14 protein-coding genes, 1 pseudogene and 1 CRISPR repeat array (1 of these 16 running past the window's edge) are annotated in these 19,189 nt (G+C 52.2%); of the genes and pseudogenes, 3 read left to right on the forward strand and 12 right to left on the reverse strand.

The features are described 5' to 3' along the window. A CRISPR array of direct repeats spans positions 1-470; the repeat unit is 29 nt; unit sequence CGGTTTATCCCCGCTGGCGCGGGGAACAC (it extends 964 nt beyond the left edge of the window). Between the two features lie 296 nt (positions 471-766). The 4 genes from queE to mazG form a co-directional block, all read right to left on the reverse strand. Next, positions 767-1,438: a 7-carboxy-7-deazaguanine synthase QueE gene (queE, locus tag J4650_RS07130; protein WP_001199961.1), complete on the reverse strand. Its 672-nt coding sequence runs from the start codon at positions 1,436-1,438 to the stop codon at positions 767-769. A gap of 135 nt (positions 1,439-1,573) precedes the next feature. Beyond that, positions 1,574-2,872, reverse strand: coding sequence for a phosphopyruvate hydratase (eno, locus tag J4650_RS07135; protein WP_000036734.1), 1,299 nt, complete (start codon positions 2,870-2,872; stop codon positions 1,574-1,576). Between the two features lie 82 nt (positions 2,873-2,954). Beyond that, positions 2,955-4,592, reverse strand: coding sequence for a CTP synthase (glutamine hydrolyzing) (gene pyrG, locus J4650_RS07140; protein WP_000210863.1), 1,638 nt, complete (start codon positions 4,590-4,592; stop codon positions 2,955-2,957). 227 nt (positions 4,593-4,819) lie between these two features. Next, entirely contained in the window at positions 4,820-5,620 is an 801-nt protein-coding gene (gene mazG, locus J4650_RS07145) for a nucleoside triphosphate pyrophosphohydrolase (RefSeq protein WP_000210449.1), read from the reverse strand. A 608-nt stretch (positions 5,621-6,228) separates the two neighbouring features. On the opposite strand from mazG, the pseudogene J4650_RS22780 reads away from it, so the two are divergent. Continuing rightward, positions 6,229-6,372 (forward strand): annotated as a pseudogene (locus tag J4650_RS22780) (fimbrial protein SteA); the annotation flags it as partial. An 18-nt stretch (positions 6,373-6,390) separates the two neighbouring features. On the opposite strand, the gene J4650_RS07150 reads toward J4650_RS22780, so the two are convergent. The 4 genes from J4650_RS07150 to rlmD all read right to left on the reverse strand — a co-directional run bounded on the left by J4650_RS07150 (position 6,391) and on the right by rlmD (position 10,674). Continuing rightward, on the reverse strand, positions 6,391-6,687 hold the full coding sequence (locus tag J4650_RS07150; RefSeq protein WP_023993973.1) for a type II toxin-antitoxin system RelE/ParE family toxin: 297 nt from the start codon (positions 6,685-6,687) through the stop codon (positions 6,391-6,393). Beyond that, positions 6,653-7,009: a type II toxin-antitoxin system ParD family antitoxin gene (locus J4650_RS07155; protein ID WP_000480218.1), complete on the reverse strand. Its 357-nt coding sequence runs from the start codon at positions 7,007-7,009 to the stop codon at positions 6,653-6,655. The genes J4650_RS07150 and J4650_RS07155 overlap by 35 nt, the downstream gene beginning before the upstream one ends. An 83-nt stretch (positions 7,010-7,092) precedes the next feature. Next, complete coding sequence (relA, locus tag J4650_RS07160) at positions 7,093-9,327, reverse strand: GTP diphosphokinase (RefSeq protein ID WP_000226841.1); 2,235 nt, start codon at positions 9,325-9,327, stop codon at positions 7,093-7,095. Between the two features lie 51 nt (positions 9,328-9,378). Next, complete coding sequence (rlmD, locus tag J4650_RS07165; RefSeq protein ID WP_000046853.1) at positions 9,379-10,674, reverse strand: 23S rRNA (uracil(1939)-C(5))-methyltransferase RlmD; 1,296 nt, start codon at positions 10,672-10,674, stop codon at positions 9,379-9,381. A gap of 57 nt (positions 10,675-10,731) precedes the next feature. Between rlmD and barA the strand changes: the two genes are divergently transcribed. Then, positions 10,732-13,488 carry a two-component sensor histidine kinase BarA gene (barA, locus tag J4650_RS07170; protein ID WP_000186399.1) on the forward strand — a complete coding sequence of 919 codons (2,757 nt, stop codon included), beginning with the start codon at positions 10,732-10,734 and terminating at the stop codon, positions 13,486-13,488. Between the two features lie 43 nt (positions 13,489-13,531). Here barA and J4650_RS07175 read toward each other — a convergent pair whose 3' ends face one another. From J4650_RS07175 to gudP, 4 genes are all read right to left on the reverse strand, one after another. Next, complete coding sequence (locus J4650_RS07175) at positions 13,532-14,674, reverse strand: glycerate kinase (RefSeq protein WP_000706477.1); 1,143 nt, start codon at positions 14,672-14,674, stop codon at positions 13,532-13,534. A gap of 77 nt (positions 14,675-14,751) precedes the next feature. Then, on the reverse strand, positions 14,752-16,092 hold the full coding sequence (gene gudD, locus J4650_RS07180; protein WP_023993972.1) for a glucarate dehydratase: 1,341 nt from the start codon (positions 16,090-16,092) through the stop codon (positions 14,752-14,754). 20 nt (positions 16,093-16,112) lie between these two features. Then, on the reverse strand, positions 16,113-17,453 hold the full coding sequence (locus J4650_RS07185) for an enolase C-terminal domain-like protein (protein WP_000211806.1): 1,341 nt from the start codon (positions 17,451-17,453) through the stop codon (positions 16,113-16,115). Further along, positions 17,450-18,808, reverse strand: coding sequence for a galactarate/glucarate/glycerate transporter GudP (gene gudP / locus J4650_RS07190; protein ID WP_000097015.1), 1,359 nt, complete (start codon positions 18,806-18,808; stop codon positions 17,450-17,452). Before gudP ends, J4650_RS07185 begins: the two co-directional genes overlap by 4 nt. Before the next feature lie 79 nt (positions 18,809-18,887). Here gudP and J4650_RS07195 point away from each other — a divergent pair, with 79 nt between their 5' ends. Then, positions 18,888-19,139, forward strand: coding sequence for a hypothetical protein (locus J4650_RS07195; RefSeq protein WP_001540820.1), 252 nt, complete (start codon positions 18,888-18,890; stop codon positions 19,137-19,139). Positions 19,140-19,189 lie beyond the last annotated feature (50 nt).

A 19,189-nucleotide genomic window follows, 5' to 3' on the forward strand; every position in this document is an offset into this window, starting at 1 on the left:
AATCAATCCACGCCGGTTTATCCCCGCTGGCGCGGGGAACACTTAATAACGTGGTCGATTTTGTTCAGGCGGGACGGTTTATCCCCGCTGGCGCGGGGAACACATCAGCCCCTTCGGAAATAGCAATATTTCAGCCGGTTTATCCCCGCTGGCGCGGGGAACACGCCAGCGGCGCAGGGTTCGCGTCAATGCTGGACGGTTTATCCCCGCTGGCGCGGGGAACACAGCTGGGAAGATTGGGCGCTTTCAATATCTTCCGGTTTATCCCCGCTGGCGCGGGGAACACTCGCTAAGGGAGTCATTTTTCAGGAATGTGATCGGTTTATCCCCGCTGGCGCGGGGAACACGGTTTGCCGACGGGGGTTATCTGATATTTGATCGGTTTATCCCCGCTGGCGCGGGGAACACGCACGGACACTCCGGTAAAGCGCTGGTGTACGACGGTTTATCCCCGCTGGCGCGGGGAACACACTAAACGTATATTGTTGTTTATAAACTGTTTTTTATCAGCACCACATTCCACCAACATAATCGCAACAATTTAAATTATTAAAGAACAGCTAATTTGCTGATTTTGATGCAAAAAAGTTCATAGAATGATTTTTTCTTTAAATTTACCAAAATAGCGCGATCCGTGCATCGCTATGGAAAAATTTATCAGCGCTTTTATACACTCATCGAAATTCACATAGAGAAAATAAACAATGCAAGGTAATGGATGAGTCACAGACGGCATCGGCAGGCCGTCTGTAAGATTAGTAATGCATCAGGCGATATTTAAATATTTATGCGTTTGCATAGACAGCCGCCAGTTACGTGCAATACACGTTTCAATACACAGACGCGTCGCGTCTTCTTTCTGGCTAATGGGCTGCAAAGCAATCACGCGCGGTTTATCATCGCTCAACGTGGCTAACAGTTCATCCAGCGCCTCAATATCACGAACTCGCCCAACGGGATGCTTGATTTCATTGGCGCGCTCCAGCGCCTGGGAAAGCACGTCATATCCCCCGCGCATATTCACTTTTGGTGAAACCGTGACCCAGGTGTTAGGCGTACAGCGCACTTCGTGCGTCCCGCTGGTTTCAATCTGACAACTAAAACCACTCTTTTCAAGCAGATCGGTGAGCGGCATGAGGTCGTGAATACAGGGTTCGCCACCGGTGATGACAACGTGACGCGCGGTATAGCCCTGACGATTAATCACCGCCAGCAGATCTTCACTGCTCGCAGCCCCCCATTTGTCGCTCTCTTTGGTTTTTGCCAGAATGCTGAACAGAGACACTTCCCGATCGCTCAGTTTATCCCAGGTATGCTTAGTATCACACCAGGCACAGCCGACCGGACATCCCTGTAAACGAATAAAAATAGCGGGGACGCCGGTAAAATAACCCTCGCCTTGTAGGGTCTGGAACATCTCGTTAATCGGGTACTGCATAGCGTTCTCTGTTAAGGGGATAATCGTTAATTATTGCAGATTTCGTCTGCCCGGTCATGCACAGCGGCTGCGCTATTGAACCGATACAAAAAAACCCGCCGAAGCGGGTTTATACGTTAAGAGGTAAAAGCAGGATTACGCCTGGCCTTTGATCTCTTTACGACCGTTGTACGGTGCTTTTTCGCCCAGAGCTTCTTCGATACGAATCAGCTGGTTGTATTTAGCAACGCGGTCAGAACGGCTCATAGAACCGGTTTTGATCTGGCCTGCAGCGGTACCAACAGCCAGGTCAGCGATGGTAGCGTCTTCAGTTTCACCAGAACGGTGAGAGATGACAGCAGTGTAGCCAGCGTCTTTCGCCATCTTGATTGCAGCCAGAGTTTCGGTCAGAGAACCGATCTGGTTGAATTTGATCAGGATGGAGTTAGCGATGCCTTTCTCGATGCCTTCTTTCAGGATTTTGGTGTTGGTTACGAACAGGTCGTCACCAACCAGCTGGATTTTGTCGCCCAGTACTTTGGTCTGGTATGCAAAACCGTCCCAGTCAGACTCGTCCAGACCATCTTCGATGGAAACGATCGGGTACTGTTTGGTCAGTTCTTCCAGGAAGTGGGTGAATTCTTCGGAGGTGAACGCTTTGTTGCCTTCGCCAGCCAGAACGTATTTACCGTCTTTGTAGAATTCAGATGCTGCGCAGTCCATCGCCAGGGTGATGTCTTTACCCAGCTCGTAACCAGCCGCTTTAACCGCTTCAGCGATAACAGCCAGTGCTTCCGCGTTGGAGCCCAGGTTCGGCGCATAGCCGCCTTCGTCACCCACAGCGGTGTTCATGCCTTTGCCTTTCAGCACTTTTGCCAGGTGATGGAAAACTTCAGAACCCATACGGATGGCTTCTTTAACCGTTTTCGCGCCAACCGGCTGGATCATGAATTCCTGGATGTCGACGTTGTTGTCAGCGTGCTCGCCGCCGTTGATGATGTTCATCATCGGAACCGGCATGGAGTATTTGCCCGGCGTGCCATTCAGTTCAGCAATGTGCTCGTACAGCGGCATACCTTTAGCGGCAGCAGCAGCTTTGGCGTTAGCCAGAGAGACAGCCAGAATGGCGTTTGCACCGAAGTTAGATTTGTTTTCAGTACCGTCCAGGTCGATCATGATTTTGTCGATGCCAGCCTGGTCTTTAGCGTCTTTGCCAAGAATAGCCTGAGCGATCGGGCCGTTAACCGCGCCAACAGCTTTGGTTACGCCTTTACCCAGGAAACGGGATTTGTCGCCATCGCGCAGTTCCAGCGCTTCGCGGGAACCAGTAGAAGCACCTGACGGAGCCGCCGCCATACCTACGAAACCACCTTCCAGGTGTACTTCAGCTTCAACAGTCGGGTTACCACGGGAGTCGATGATTTCACGACCGATGACTTTAACGATTTTGGACATTAGGTTTTCCTCAAGTCACTAGTTAAACTAAAACTTCAGACAAACGGTGCACCGCTGAGGGTGCACCGCCGTTCTAACTTTTTTACTTCGCCTGACGTTTCTGATGCTCGTTGGCGGCTTTAACAAAGCCAGCGAACAACGGATGTCCATCACGCGGCGTGGAAGTAAATTCCGGATGGAACTGACAGGCCACGAACCACGGATGATTCGGTACCTCAATGATCTCGACTAACTGATCATCACCGGAACGGCCTGCGACACGCAGACCCGCTGCTTCAATTTGTTTCAACAACATATTGTTGACTTCGTAACGATGGCGATGACGTTCAACAATCGTCGACGCGCCGTACAACTGACGTACCAGACTGTCATCGCTAAGCTGGCACTGCTGCGCGCCCAGGCGCATGGTGCCGCCCAGATCACTCTTCTCGCTACGGACTTCAACGTTACCGTCTTCATCGCGCCACTCGGTAATTAACGCCACAACCGGGTACTTACAGTCTGGCACAAATTCCGTTGAGTTGGCGTTGTCCATGCCGGCCACGTTACGAGCGAACTCAATCAACGCAACCTGCATCCCCAGGCAAATGCCCAGATAAGGAATATTGTTTTCACGCGCATAGCGCGCAGTGGCGATTTTACCTTCAACGCCACGATAGCCGAAGCCGCCGGGGATCAGGATAGCGTCCAAATCTTTCAGAATTTCGACGCCGCGCGTTTCAACATCTTGCGAATCGATCAATTTGATGTTGACGGTAACGCGGTTTTTCAGACCACCGTGTTTCAGCGCTTCGATCACCGACTTATAGGCATCCGGCAGTTCAATATATTTGCCGACCATGCCGATAGTCACTTCGCCTGCCGGGTTCGCTTCTTCGTAAATGACCTGTTCCCATTCAGACAGGTTAGCTTCCGGACAGTTCAAGCTGAATCGTTTACAAATATAATCATCAAGCCCCTGAGATTTCAACAGGCCTGGAATTTTATAAATGGAATCGACATCTTTCATTGAAATAACGGCTTTTTCCGGCACATTACAGAACAATGCAATTTTTGCACGCTCGTTGGCAGGAACCGCGCGATCGGAACGACAAATCAGAATATCGGGCTGAATACCGATAGACAGCAGCTCTTTCACGGAGTGCTGAGTCGGTTTAGTTTTCACTTCGCCCGCAGCCGCCAGGTAAGGTACCAGCGTCAGGTGCATAAACAGCGCGTGTTCACGACCGATATCTACCGCCAATTGACGAATCGCCTCAAGAAACGGCAGCGATTCGATATCACCGACGGTACCGCCGATTTCCACCAGTACCACATCGTGGCCTTCGCCACCTTCCAGCACGCGCTCTTTAATCGCGTTAGTGATGTGAGGGATTACCTGTACGGTTGCGCCCAGATAGTCGCCACGGCGTTCTTTACGCAGAACGTCGGAGTAGATGCGGCCAGTCGTGAAGTTGTTGCGGCGAGACATCTTGGTGCGGATGAAACGCTCGTAGTGCCCCAGGTCCAGGTCGGTTTCAGCGCCGTCTTCAGTAACGAACACTTCCCCGTGTTGGATTGGGCTCATAGTACCCGGATCGACGTTGATGTACGGATCCAGTTTCATGATGGTCACGTTGAGACCACGGGCTTCCAGAATGGCTGCGAGGGAGGCTGCGGCAATGCCTTTACCCAGAGAGGATACGACCCCGCCGGTCACAAAAATATAGTTCGTTGTCATGCGGAACCTGAGAAGTTAGGTTTAAAAGACGATGGAATAACCAGGACGGGAAAGCAGTATACCCGAACATGACCTACGCCACAAACTTTCATTATTCCTCCTCTTCGTCAGGCTGACATTCACACAGGGAGGGAGAAAATAGCCCCTTTGAGGTAAATGTTTTTGACGTAAATCAAGCGCTTGTTATTTAAAAAATCACACAAATCGCTCTTGACCGCCTAAAACCTTTAGAGATCAATTTCCTGGCGTTTTACTTCCTGCCAAACTTCTTCCATTGTTTCCAGGTCCACCCCGGTCATTTCCAGGCCTCTGGCTGCGACAATACGTTCAACTTCGCGAAAACGACGTTCAAATTTATCGTTCGCTTTTTGCAAAGCGAGCTCCGCTTTCGTACCTAAATGACGCGCCATGTTGACCGTGGCAAAGAGCAAATCGCCCATTTCCTCTTCCAGTTTAGCCTGATCAACAACCGCCTGCCGCGCCTCGAACATCACCTCATCGATCTCTTCATAGACCTTATCGACGACCGGTCCCAGCGTCGTCCAGTCAAAGCCCACGTTTGAACACCGTTTCTGGATTTTTTGCGCGCGCATTAAGGCCGGGAAGCTGCGCGGAATATCGTCCAGCGCGGAATGCTGCGCTTTTTGCGCGCGCTCTTCCGTTTTGATTTGCTCCCAGCGAACTAATGCTTCTTCGCTATTATCCGCGGAAAGCTCGCCAAAAACATGCGGATGGCGGCGCTCCAGCTTGTCGCTGATGGCAGCGCAGATATCATTAAAATCGAAGCGGCCTTCTTCCTGCGCCATCTGCGCGTAAAACACCACCTGGAACAACAGGTCGCCCAGTTCGCCGCGCAAATCGTCAAAATCCTCACGCGCAATCGCATCCAGTACTTCATAGGTTTCTTCCAGCGTATAAGGCGCGATGCTGGCGAAGGTCTGCTCTTTATCCCACGGGCAGCCGTTTTCCGGGTCGCGCAGGCGCTGCATGAGGGTGAGAAGACGGTCAATTTGATGGTTAGTTGTCATGGTCTTTAATCGGTTGTAAATACCAGCGACAATTGTAACGTATTATTCTTAACCATTCACGCACAGAGACACTACGACAACGCCTATATAATAAAATATATTGTTAACAGGTATTGAATGCTACCTTTCCCGTATAACTTTAAAATTATTAATCGATACACAACAATATAATAATCATATAACTAATTTATTAAAAAAAACAGATATTTGCACCAGGCATTATAAATAACATCAATTAAGTAAAAAAAATTATGCAAACACTATAAGCACCCCACCCAAAGAGCCTTCCCTTTCAAAAAAAATAAATTATTTCACTTTTACGGAAAAACGAGTAGCATGCACGCCAGTTTAATATTCAAAAAAGACCGCTTTTTTTGTTTTTTTCTGGAACATACATGAAATAAATATATTGAAAGTATTACATATAATATTCTATGAGCAGGTACGATCATTCAGCTCATAAGAATATACTCATAGAAATGTAGAAATATAATATTTTTATTATGACCTATTTTTACCCAAAGCCCGCAGCATGGCTCTATGCCGCATATCCCTTGGTATACGCGTACAAAATGTTGCCATAAAACACGTTAATTAAGGATAACACGATGAAGTCATCTCATTTTTGTAAACTGGCAGTAACTGCATCTTTAGTTATGGGAATTGTCTCCGGCGCTCAAGCCGCGGGTAGCAACACAGCGAAGGTCACTTTCCTTGGTAATATTGTTGATTCCCCCTGCTCTGTCACACTTGTTTTTTAAATAAAAAGGCTATAACCAATTTACATGCTTACCAGAATCCTGATGCTGGCTCAGAATACGTATCACGATAACTTCCGTAACTGATTGTATAAAATAGATAATATGCCTTTCAAACGGTAAGGCATAAATGTATTCACCCAGTTCAAGTCGAGGCGTGCCAATGTTATTGGCACTCATAATGCTGAATATTTCTGATAGATGATTAATATATCGATCGGCCTGTATTTCGCCAAAATGCTGCCAGCCGTAATGCCAGATATTTTCCAGATCTTCACTGGCCTTTGGCGTTAATTTTACCATTCTCATCGGGTTTGATCATCCCTGTTTTGACCTTCCGTAAAAAGGCATCCTTTTCCCAGGCCTGCGGCTCTCCGCTGTTCAGACCTTCAGCCAGAAGTTCACGTAACGCCTGAAGTCGTGACTCGGCCTGTTTTTCCCTCAGCAGACGAAGAGACTCTCTGATCACTTCACTTTGTGTTCTGTAATCACCTGATTCTATGAGCGATTCAATAAACTCGCGCAGTTCATCGCCAAGATCAACGGTCATTGTTCTGGCCATAACAGCCTCCACTGTAAGTATAAATCTTACATAAGAGTACACTGGAAATGAAATGTACGTCAAAAACATACCCCATATCTCATGCTTATGGGGTTGCTAATGCGGCTTTGCTGAACGAGTAGCAAAGCCGCTACATGATTACTGTCTGGGGTTTACCCCCCGTGCAGTCGCCGTGCATCAATCACATCCGGCACCTGGTTCAGCTTACCGAGCACGCGGCCCAGCACCTGCAGGTTGTAGATCTCGATGGTCATATCAATGGTGGCGATCTGCTGTTTAATGTCGCTGCGGCTGGCGACGCCCAGCACGTTGACTTTTTCGTTAGCCAGAATGGTGGTGATATCGCGTAGCAAGCCGCTGCGATCGTTGGCCTGGACGCGCACCACCAGCGAATATCCCGCCGAGTAGCTTTCGCCCCATACCGCCTCTACGATCCGCTCCGGCGCATGTGAGCGCAGCTCCGCCAGCTGTTCGCAGTCGGCCCGGTGCACGGAAATCCCTCGCCCCTGAGTAATGAAGCCGACAATTTCATCCCCCGGAATCGGCTGGCAGCAGCGGGCAATGTGGTGCATCAAATTACCCACGCCTTCTACCACCACGCGCCCGTCGTCTTTACGACGATTTTGCGGCGCGTATGTTTTTTGCTGAAGCTGTTTCAGCGCCGCTGCATCCTGCTCCTCTGCACTCGGCTTATTGAACTGCGATTGCAGGAAATTCACCATCTGATTAAGACGGATATCGCCGCCGCCTATCGCCGCCAGCAACTCTTCCAGCTCATTAAAGTTGTAGCGCGGCAGCAGATGTTTCTCGGCCTCTTTCAGGCTAATCCCCAAATGCGCCAGCTCATCATCGAGGATCTGCCGTCCAGCCAGGATATTTTTGTCACGATCCTGTTTACGGAACCAGGCGTGAATTTTCGAGCGTCCGCGGCTGGTCGTCACATAGCCCAGGTTTGGATTCAGCCAGTCACGGCTGGGATTCGGCTGCTTCTGAGTGATAATTTCAACCTGATCGCCCATCTGCAACTGATAGGTGAATGGCACAATACGCCCACCAATTTTCGCGCCGATGCAGCGGTGCCCGACATCGCTGTGGATGTGGTAAGCAAAATCGAGCGGCGTAGATCCGGCAGGCAAGTCAACCACGTCGCCTTTTGGCGTAAAAACGTAGACCCGATCGTCAAACACCTGGCTGCGCACTTCATCCAGCATTTCGCCGGAGTCGGCCATCTCTTCCTGCCAGGCGATCAGCTTACGTAGCCACGCAATTCTGTCTTCATGACCGGAACGCACGCCGCCGGACGCGGCGCCTTCTTTATACTTCCAGTGCGCCGCCACGCCCAGTTCGGCGTCTTCATGCATCTGTTTGGTACGGATCTGGATCTCAACGGTTTTACCGCCCGGTCCCAGGACCACGGTGTGGATAGACTGGTAACCGTTCGGTTTCGGGTTAGCGACATAATCATCGAATTCATCCGGCAGGTGGCGATAGTGCGTATGCACTATCCCCAACGCAGCGTAGCAGTCTTGCAGACGTTCAGCGACAATACGCACGGCGCGCACGTCAAAGAGTTCATCAAACGCCAGATGCTTTTTCTGCATTTTGCGCCAGATGCTATAAATATGTTTTGGTCGTCCGTAGACTTCCGCCTGCACGCCTTCGTTTTTCATTTCAGCGCGCAGATGTCCAACAAACTCTTCGATGTAATGTTCGCGATCGAGACGGCGCTCATGCAGCAGTTTGGCGATGCGTTTGTATTCCGCCGGATGCAGGTAGCGGAAACAGTAGTCTTCCAGTTCCCACTTCAGTTGCCCGATGCCCAGACGATTAGCGAGCGGCGCATAGATGTTGGTACATTCTTTCGCCGCCAGCACGCGCTCATCTTCCGGCGCCTCTTTCACTTCGCGCAAATGAGCGATTCGCTCGGCCAGTTTGATCACCACGCAGCGGAAATCATCCACCATCGCCAATAACATTCGACGGACGTTATCAACCTGCTCCGAAGAAACAGAGTCGTTATGAGTGGCGTTTAGCTGACGGATCGCCGCCATATCGCGCACGCCATGAATCAGGGTAACGATAGATTTGCCGACGCTTTCGCGCAGTACATCTTCGCTGACTACGTTGGCGTCGGCCAGAGGGAACAGTAGCGCCGCCCGCAGCGTGTCGATATCCATACTCAGCGTGGAAAGAATTTCTACCATCTCCACGCCACGCCACAGCAACAGATCCGCATCCGGATGTCCTTGTGTCTGTTGCAGGCAATACGCCCAGGTTTCGGCTAAGCGCTCACACGACTGCTGGCTGGAAATTCCCAGGCTTGCGATCCACTTCTTCGGATCAAATTCACCAGCTTTATTAATATGTGCACTTCTTACCGCGACCATCGTCCTCTCCTTAAGGGACCAGGCCTACCGAAGTCGGTAAGCCGGTAATCATTACATGCGCTCGAACAGAACCATTGATTCCAGATGTCCTGTGTGCGGGAACATGTCGAGCATCGCTAAACGCGTAACCTCATATCCCGCATTGACCAGCGCTTCACTATCGCGCGCCAGCGTCGCCGGGTTACAGGATACATAAACAATGCGAATAGGTTTTAATTTTATAATATGTCGCATCACTCCTGTAGCCCCCGCACGCGCAGGATCGAGTAAGACTTTGTCAAAGCCGTTTTTCGCCCACGGCTGCTTCGTGACATCTTCCTCCAGGTTCTCATGGAAGAATGTCACATTATGTAAACCATTGCGGATGGCGTTTTCACGGCCTTTTTCTACCAGCGCCTGAACGCCCTCAACCCCTACCACGCTTGCCGCGCGCGTTGCCAGCGGCAGCGTAAAATTCCCCATTCCGCAGAACAGATCCAGGACACGATCCTCGGCGCGCACATCAAGCCACTCCAGCGCGCGGGCGACCATTTGCTGGTTTACCGCCTCATTAACCTGAATAAAGTCTCGCGGACTGAAGGCTAAACGTAAGCCGTGCGAATCATACCAGGGCGCTTCGCCAGATACCGTTTCCAGTATCTCGCTAAACGGCGCCAGAAACAGAGACAATCCCTCAGAATGCGAAAAGCGTTCCAGTTTTTCTTTATCCGCCGCACTTAATGGCGCGGTATGGCGCAGAATCATCAGCGTACCGCTTCCCGCCTGTACCAGCTCAACATGCCCAAGATGTCGGGTGCCGTGTAAACTCGCCAGACACGCCCTGATTCTGGGCAGCAATGCTGCAAGCTGGGGCGCCAAAACAGGGCACTGTTCGACATTGACGATATCGCTGGAACCCGCTTTGCGAAATCCCATTTGCAGCGGTTTATCCGGCGGGCAATTCAGACTTAACCGCGCACGACGCCGATAACCCCAGGGCGCGCCGGCGATGATGTCATTCACCTCGTGTTTCATCAAACGCGCCAGCGCCGCGCTTTTGCTGCGTTGTTGCAGGGCGATGCTGACATGCTGTTGCTGACAACCGCCGCAGACGCCAAAATGCGGGCAGCGCGGCGTTTCTCGTTCCGGGCTATCATTCAAACGGCGCGAAACGCGTGCGCGGGCAAATTGCTTTTTATCTTCTGTAATAATGACTTCTGCGCTTTCCTCAGGCAATAAACCGGGGATAAACAGCGCCTTTCCGTTATGACGGGCTACGCCCTGACCAAATGAATCGAGGTCATTGACTTTAACGGTTATGATCTGACGCGTCGTCACGCGCCGTTTTGCAGAGTAGAATTGCGCCATCGACCAGGTTTTTCTCAATTTAACAGTGTGACCCTAATTGTCCCATAACGGAACTCCATGACCAACTACAGCCTGCGCGCACGCATGATGATTCTGATCCTGGCCCCGACCGTCCTGATAGGTTTGCTGCTCAGTATCTTTTTTGTAGTGCACCGCTATAACGACCTGCAGCGTCAACTGGAAGATGCCGGCGCCAGTATTATTGAACCGCTCGCCGTCTCCAGCGAATATGGTATGAACTTACAAAACCGGGAGTCTATCGGCCAACTTATCAGCGTCCTGCACCGCAGACACTCTGATATTGTGCGGGCGATTTCCGTTTATGACGATCATAACCGCCTGTTTGTAACGTCTAATTTCCATCTGGACCCCTCACAGATGCAGCTTCCCGCCGGAGCGCCGTTTCCACGTCGTCTGAGCGTCGATCGCCACGGCGATATTATGATTCTGCGCACCCCGATTATCTCGGAGAGCTATTCGCCGGACGAGTCAGCGATTGCTGACGCGAAAAATACCAAAAATATGCTGGGGTATGTGGCGCTTGAACTGGATCTCAAGTCGGTCAGGCTACAGCAATACAAAGAGATTTTTATCTCCAGCGTGATGATGCTTTTTTGTATTGGCATTGCGCTAATCTTTGGCTGGCGGCTTATGCGCGATGTCACCGGGCCTATCCGTAATATGGTGAATACCGTTGACCGCATTCGCCGCGGACAACTGGATAGCCGTGTGGAAGGATTTATGCTGGGCGAACTGGATATGCTGAAAAACGGCATTAATTCCATGGCGATGTCGCTTGCCGCCTATCACGAAGAGATGCAGCATAATATCGATCAGGCCACTTCAGACCTGCGTGAAACCCTTGAGCAGATGGAAATCCAAAACGTTGAGCTGGATCTGGCGAAAAAGCGCGCCCAGGAAGCGGCGCGTATTAAGTCGGAGTTCCTGGCGAACATGTCGCACGAACTGCGAACGCCGCTGAACGGCGTCATTGGCTTTACCCGCCTGACATTAAAAACGGAGCTGAATCCCACCCAGCGCGACCATCTGAACACCATTGAGCGTTCCGCGAATAATCTGCTGGCGATCATTAATGACGTGCTTGATTTCTCCAAGCTGGAAGCCGGTAAGCTCATTCTGGAAAGTATCCCTTTTCCACTGCGTAATACGCTGGATGAAGTGGTTACGCTGCTGGCTCACTCGTCGCATGATAAAGGGCTGGAGTTGACGTTAAATATTAAAAACGACGTCCCGGATAATGTGATTGGCGACCCGCTGCGCCTGCAACAGGTCATTACTAATCTGGTGGGTAATGCCATTAAGTTCACCGAGAGTGGCAATATCGATATTCTGGTGGAAAAGCGGGCGCTCAGTAACACCAAAGTACAGATTGAAGTGCAGATCCGCGATACGGGGATCGGCATTCCGGAACGCGACCAGTCGCGACTGTTTCAGGCGTTTCGCCAGGCCGATGCCAGTATTTCTCGCCGTCACGGCGGCACCGGCCTTGGGCTGGTGATTACGCAAAAGCTGGTCAACGAAATGGGCGGGGATATCTCTTTCCACAGCCAGCCTAATCGCGGCTCGACCTTCTGGTTTCATATTAATCTTGATCTTAACCCAAATGTTATTATTGACGGGCCGTCGACCGCATGTCTGGCCGGAAAACGGCTGGCTTATGTCGAACCGAATGCTACCGCCGCGCAATGTACCCTGGATCTACTGAGCGACACGCCGGTGGAGGTGGTTTACAGCCCGACCTTCTCCGCGCTGCCGTTAGCGCACTACGATATTATGATTTTGAGCGTTCCGGTGACCTTCCGCGAGCCGCTCACCATGCAGCATGAACGTCTGGCGAAAGCGGCATCAATGACGGACTTTCTACTGCTGGCGCTACCTTGCCATGCGCAAATTAACGCCGAAAAGCTGAAACAAGGAGGCGCGGCGGCCTGTCTGTTAAAACCATTGACGTCAACGCGCCTGTTGCCAGCGCTGACGGAATATTGCCAGTTGAATCACCATCCTGAACCGCTGCTAATGGATACCAGTAAAATCACCATGACGGTTATGGCGGTTGATGATAATCCCGCCAATCTGAAACTTATCGGCGCGTTACTGGAAGATAAAGTCCAGCACGTAGAGCTTTGTGATAGCGGACATCAGGCGGTGGATCGGGCGAAACAAATGCAGTTTGATCTGATTTTGATGGATATTCAGATGCCGGATATGGACGGCATACGCGCCTGCGAATTGATTCACCAGCTTCCTCATCAGCAGCAAACACCGGTTATTGCCGTTACGGCACATGCGATGGCCGGGCAAAAAGAGAAGTTGCTCAGCGCGGGCATGAACGACTATCTGGCTAAACCGATAGAAGAAGAGAAGTTGCATAATCTGTTGCTGCGCTATAAACCTGGCGCCAACGTAGCAGCGCGCCTGATGGCGCCGGAACCGGCTGAGTTTATCTTCAATCCGAATGCAACGCTCGACTGGCAGCTTGCGCTCCGCCAGGCTGCCGGTAAGCCCGATCTGGCACGGGATATGCTGCAAATGCTGATTGATTTTCTGCCGGAAGTGCGCAACAAAATTGAAGAACAACTGGTGGGAGAAAATCCCAACGGCCTGGTCGATCTGATCCATAAGCTACACGGGAGCTGCGGCTATAGCGGCGTACCGCGGATGAAGAACCTTTGCCAGCTTATTGAGCAACAGCTTCGCAGCGGCGTCCACGAAGAGGAGCTGGAGCCTGAGTTTCTGGAGCTGCTGGATGAGATGGATAATGTTGCGCGTGAAGCGAAGAAGATATTAGGATGATATTCGCCGGATGGCGGCGTGACCGCCTTATCCGGCCTATAACTCAGCGTAACTGTTGCCCCGCTTTCAGCGTTGCAGCCACGTTGCGCGCGGTCATTCGTACGTTTTCACTCGCATTCTTCAGCGCGTCCTCCAGCGTGCAGATGGTATAAATCACGCTGAAAACGGCATCAAGCCCATGTTCATGAACCACGCCAACGTCCGCCGTCAGGCTACCCGCAATACCAATTACCGGCTTGTTATACCGTTTGGCGATGTTTGCCACGCCAATAGGGACTTTACCGTGAATGGTCTGGCTGTCGATGCGTCCCTCGCCGGTGATGACTAAATCAGCATCCGCAAGACACGCTTCCAGATGAAGCGCATCGGTGACAATCTCAATACCACGCCGTAGCTGCGCGCCGCAAAACGCGTATAACGCCGCCCCCATGCCGCCTGCCGCTCCGCCGCCTGCCAGATCCAACACATCGACATGCAGATCGCGGGCAATCAAATGCGCATAGCGAGTCAATGCCGTATCCAGGCGTTCAATCATTTCCGGCGTCGCCCCTTTTTGCGGACCAAAAACCGCAGACGCGCCCTCTTTGCCGGTAAGGGGATTCGTGACATCGCAGGCGACCTCTATATGGCACGCCGACAAACGCTTATCCAGGCCGCTGATATCAATGCTGGCGAGTGTTTCCAGCCCAATGCCGCCTTGCGCAATATCATTGCCCTGCGCATCCCGTAGCCTGGCACCCAGCGCCTGTACCATCCCCGCGCCGCCATCGTTGGTGGCGCTACCGCCGATACCAATAATGATATGCTCAACGCCCGCATCCAGCGCATGACGGATCAGCTCGCCGGTTCCCCATGATGTGGTCTTCAACGGATCGCGTTGCGCGGGCGGCACCTGCTCCAGCCCGCTGGCGGCCGCCATTTCAATGAACGCGGAACGCGCATCGCCGGAAAGCCCATAAAACGCATTGACGCGATGCCCCAACGGCCCGGTGACCTCAACATGCACGATTCGACCCGCCGTCGCTTCAACCATCGCTTCGACAGTACCTTCTCCGCCATCAGCCAGCGGCAATTTCAGGTAATCGGCGTCAGGCCAGATCTCGCGAAATCCTTGTTCAATGGCGGTCGCTACCTCAAGAGCACTCAAACTTTCCTTATACGAGTCTGGTGCGATCACTATTTTCATAAGTCGTCCTTACGCATGTTGATCCTGTTAAGCATACACCCAGAGAAGAACCGGTTCCTTACGGAACCGGCTCTGACTTAACGCACCATGCAAGGACGCTTATTATCAAACGTCCAGCCAGGAATTAAGTACTGCATTCCCATCGCGTCGTCACGCGCGCCTAAGCCATGTTTTTGATAGAGCTCATGCGCTTTCATCACCTGATCCATATCGAGCTCAACGCCCAGCCCCGGTTTGGTCGGTACTTGCACCATGCCGCCTTTAATTTCAAACGGTTCTTTAGTCAGACGTTGGTTGCCTTCCTGCCAGATCCAGTGGGTATCGATCGCGGTGATCTTGCCCGGCGCCGCCGCGGCAACATGGGTAAACATCGCCAACGAAATATCAAAGTGGTTGTTAGAGTGCGAGCCCCAGATCAGACCGAACTCATGACACATTTGCGCCACGCGTACAGAGCCTTGCATAGTCCAGAAGTGCGGGTCCGCCAGCGGGATATCGACGGATTGCAGCGACAACGTATGCCCCATTTGACGCCAGTCGGTCGCTATCATATTGGTGGCCGTCGGTAATCCGGTCGCGCGACGGAATTCCGCCATCACTTCACGTCCGGAAAAACCCTGCTCCGCGCCGCACGGATCTTCTGCATAGGCCAGAGAACCTTTCAGGTATTTACCAATGCTGATCGCTTCGTTCAGCGACCAGGCACCGTTTGGATCGAGCGTGACGCGCGCTTGTGGGAAACGTTTCGCCAGCGCCACGATTGACTCGGCCTCTTCTTCGCCCGCCAGCACGCCGCCTTTCAGTTTGAAGTCGTTGAAGCCGTATTTTTCATAGGCGGCTTCCGCCAGACGCACTACCGTTTCCGGCGTCATCGCCTCTTCATGGCGCAGACGATACCAGTCGCATTGCTCATCCGGCTGGCTTTGATACGGCAGCGGTGTAGCCTTGCGATTGCCGACAAAGAACAGATAACCCAGCATTTCGACTTCGCTGCGCTGCTGACCGTCGCCTAACAGCGAAGCGACGTTGACGCCCAGGTGTTGGCCCAAAAGGTCAAGCATTGCCGCTTCAATGCCCGTCACCACATGGATAGTGGTACGGAGATCGAACGTTTGTAAACCGCGTCCGCCCGCATCGCGATCGGCAAACTGGTTGCGAACGGCGGTCAGGACATTTTTATATTCACCCAGCGTTTTTCCCACCACCAGTGGGATCGCATCTTCCAGCGTTTTGCGAATTTTTTCGCCGCCCGGAATCTCGCCGACCCCGGTATGGCCGGAGTTATCTTTAATAATGACGATGTTGCGCGTGAAGAACGGGGCGTGCGCGCCGCTCAGGTTCATCAGCATACTGTCATGACCCGCAACCGGGATAACCTGCATTTCAGTCACTACAGGCGTCGTAAATTGAGTACTCATAACTGTGTCCTTATTCAGAATTAGTGACGACCAAAAACAGGGCGTTTGCGGTCAAAAGTCCAGCCGGGGATCAGGTATTGCATCGGGCCTGCATCATTACGCGCGCCGCCTGGCAGCTTTTTATACGCGTCATGCGCTTTTCGCACCTGTTCCCAGTCAAGCTCTACGCCCAGTCCTGGCGCATCCGGAACGGCAATTTTGCCGTTTTTAATTTCCAGCGGATTTTTAGTCAGGCGGCAATCGCCCTCCTGCCAGATCCAGTGCGTATCAATAGCGGTGGGTTTGCCTGGCGCCGCCGCGCCGACATGGGTAAACATCGCTAGTGAAATATCAAAATGGTTATTCGAATGGCAGCCCCAGGTTAGCCCCCAGTCATCGCACAGTTGCGCCACGCGAACGGCACCGGTGAGGGTCCAGAAATGTGGGTCGGCAAGAGGAATGTCTACCGCGTTGAGCATCACCGCGTGTCCCATTTCACGCCAGTTGGTGGCAATCATATTGGTCGCTACCGGCAGTCCTGTCGCGCGGCGGAACTCCGCCATGACTTCACGACCAGAGAATCCTTGCTCCGCGCCGCACGGATCTTCCGCGTAGGTCAGTACATCATTCAGCCCTTTGCACAACGCAATGGCTTCATCCAGTAGCCAGGCGCCGTTCGGATCCACGGTAATACGCGCGTCCGGGAAGCGTTTTTTTAGCGCGCGAACGGTATCAATCTCTTGTTCGCCCGGCAGCACGCCGCCCTTGAGTTTAAAATCTTTAAAGCCGTAGCGATCCTGAGACGCTTCCGCCAGCCGCACGACCGCGTCGCTGTTCAGCGCTTCCTGATGACGCAGGCGATACCATTCATGACTGCCCGGCGTGCTTTCCAGATACGGCAGATCGGTTTTAGTGCGATCGCCAATATAGAAGAGATAGCCTAACACGGTGACGGCATCGCGCTGTTTACCGGGTCCTAACAGTTCACAGACCGGCACATTAAGCGCCTGTCCCAGAAGATCAAGCAGCGCCGCTTCCAAAGCCGCCACCGCGTTAACCCGCAGTTCAAACGTCCATGCGCCTTTACCAAAGGTGTCAAAATCAGCGGCCTGGTTGCCTTTATGCACCTGCTGCACCACTTTGTTCAGGCGGGCGACTTCCTGGCCTAATACCATCGGAATAGCATCGACCAGCGTCTGATAAATCACTTCTCCGCCCGGCGCCTCGCCGACGCCAGTATGCCCGGCGTTATCGGTGAGGACGACGATGTTACGGGTGAAGTACGCGTTATGCGCGCCGCCGATGTTGAGTAGCATACTGTCATGTCCGGCAACCGGAATGACCTTCATGTCCGTAATAACGGGACTGGATTGCGTTGTCATGATAATTGTCCTGCGACAGGTTTCAGTTCAATACGCTTAATATCGCCTACCAGCACCAGATAGCTGATGATGGCCACCAGGGCATGTACGCCGACATAGATCAACGCGCCGTTGAAGGAACCGGTGGTGCCAACGATGTAACCAATCGCGATTGGCGTCACAATGCCGGAAATATTGCCGAACATATTAAACAAGCCGCCGGAAAGACCGCTGATCTCTTTCGGCGCGGTATCCGCCATTACTGCCCAGCCCAACGCGCCGATACCTTTACCGAAGAAGGCCAACGCCATAAAGCCGATGATCATCCATTCCACGTTCACATAGTTACAGAACACCATAACCATTGACAGCAACATCCCCAGCACAATCGGCGTCTTGCGCGCGATATTCAGGGAGCCAGTACGACGCATCAGCCAGTCGGAAATGATGCCGCCCAACACGCCGCCGATAAAGCCGCAGACTGCAGGAACCGAGGCGACAAAGCCCGCTTTGAGAATCGACATGCCGCGCGCCTGGACCAAATAGACCGGGAACCAGGTAATAAAGAAATAGGTCAATGCGTTAATACAGTACTGACCGATGTAAACGCCAATCATCATACGAGAGCCCAGCAGCTGTTTGATCTGGCCCCATTTGACGCTAAACGGTACTTTCGCTTTGGTGTCTTTCTGATCCATATTGATCAGCGCGCCGCCTTCTGCGATGTACTCCAACTCTTTCTTATTTACGCCCGGATGGTTATTTGGTTCATGGATAACTTTCAACCAGATAAAGCTGATGATGATCCCTAACCCGCCCATAAAGAAGAAGACATGCGACCAGCCCACTTCGTGCGTCAGCCAGCCCATAATTGGCGCGAAAATAACCGTGGCAAAGTATTGCGCGGAGTTAAAGATGGCCACCGCCGTTCCCCTCTCCTGCGCCGGGAACCAGGCTGCAACAATGCGACTGTTGCCCGGGAAAGAAGGCGATTCCGCCAGACCGACCAGGAAACGAAGCGTAAAGAGGGCGACAATAATGCCGAAACCACTAAAGATATCGACAAAACCCTGCAACAGGGTGAAGACTGACCAAATGAAAATAGACCAGAAATAGACGCGTTTGGAACCAAAGCGGTCCAGCAGCCAGCCGCCCGGGATCTGCCCGATAACATAGGCCCATGAAAAAGCAGAAAAAACATAGCCCATGCCTACCGGATCAAGGCCGATATCTTTGGCCATTTCTGAGCCGGCAATGGACAATGTGGCGCGGTCGCCGTAGTTGAAGGATGTGACGATAAACAGCATCACCACTATCCAGTAGCGGGCGTTCGTGCGTTTCTCCGCACTGCTCGCCGCGTGACTTAATGAACTCATTGTTGCACTCCTGAAATTTCGCGTTAGCTACGCTCACTCTGAACTGCACAACCGGTAGGGAATCAGAGATAACGTTTCCTTGTTGCAGCTTTTATTAGGTCGTTTGCTTTGCACGCTGCATGCTTTTATTCACTGGCAGGAGAAGTATAAAAAGCGCGCCACACACACTCACCGTGCAACAACACAGTATTTTGGCGATGAATTACGCCTGTTTATGGCAAAAGCCCAGGACAGTGGAAGCCACTTCACGGAAATGAAATCAGAAGGCGTCGGCGTCGACGCAGGAGGAATAAAAAGAGAAGAATGTGAAACAGGTCGCTTGATTACATGAAAACGCCCGTAAAAAACTGCCGCTTTTGCGGGCATATGCCCAAAGCTAAC

It is taken from the genome of Salmonella sp. 32120201201600049SM, from assembly GCF_017572835.1.
Lineage (GTDB): Bacteria > Pseudomonadota > Gammaproteobacteria > Enterobacterales > Enterobacteriaceae > Salmonella > Salmonella enterica.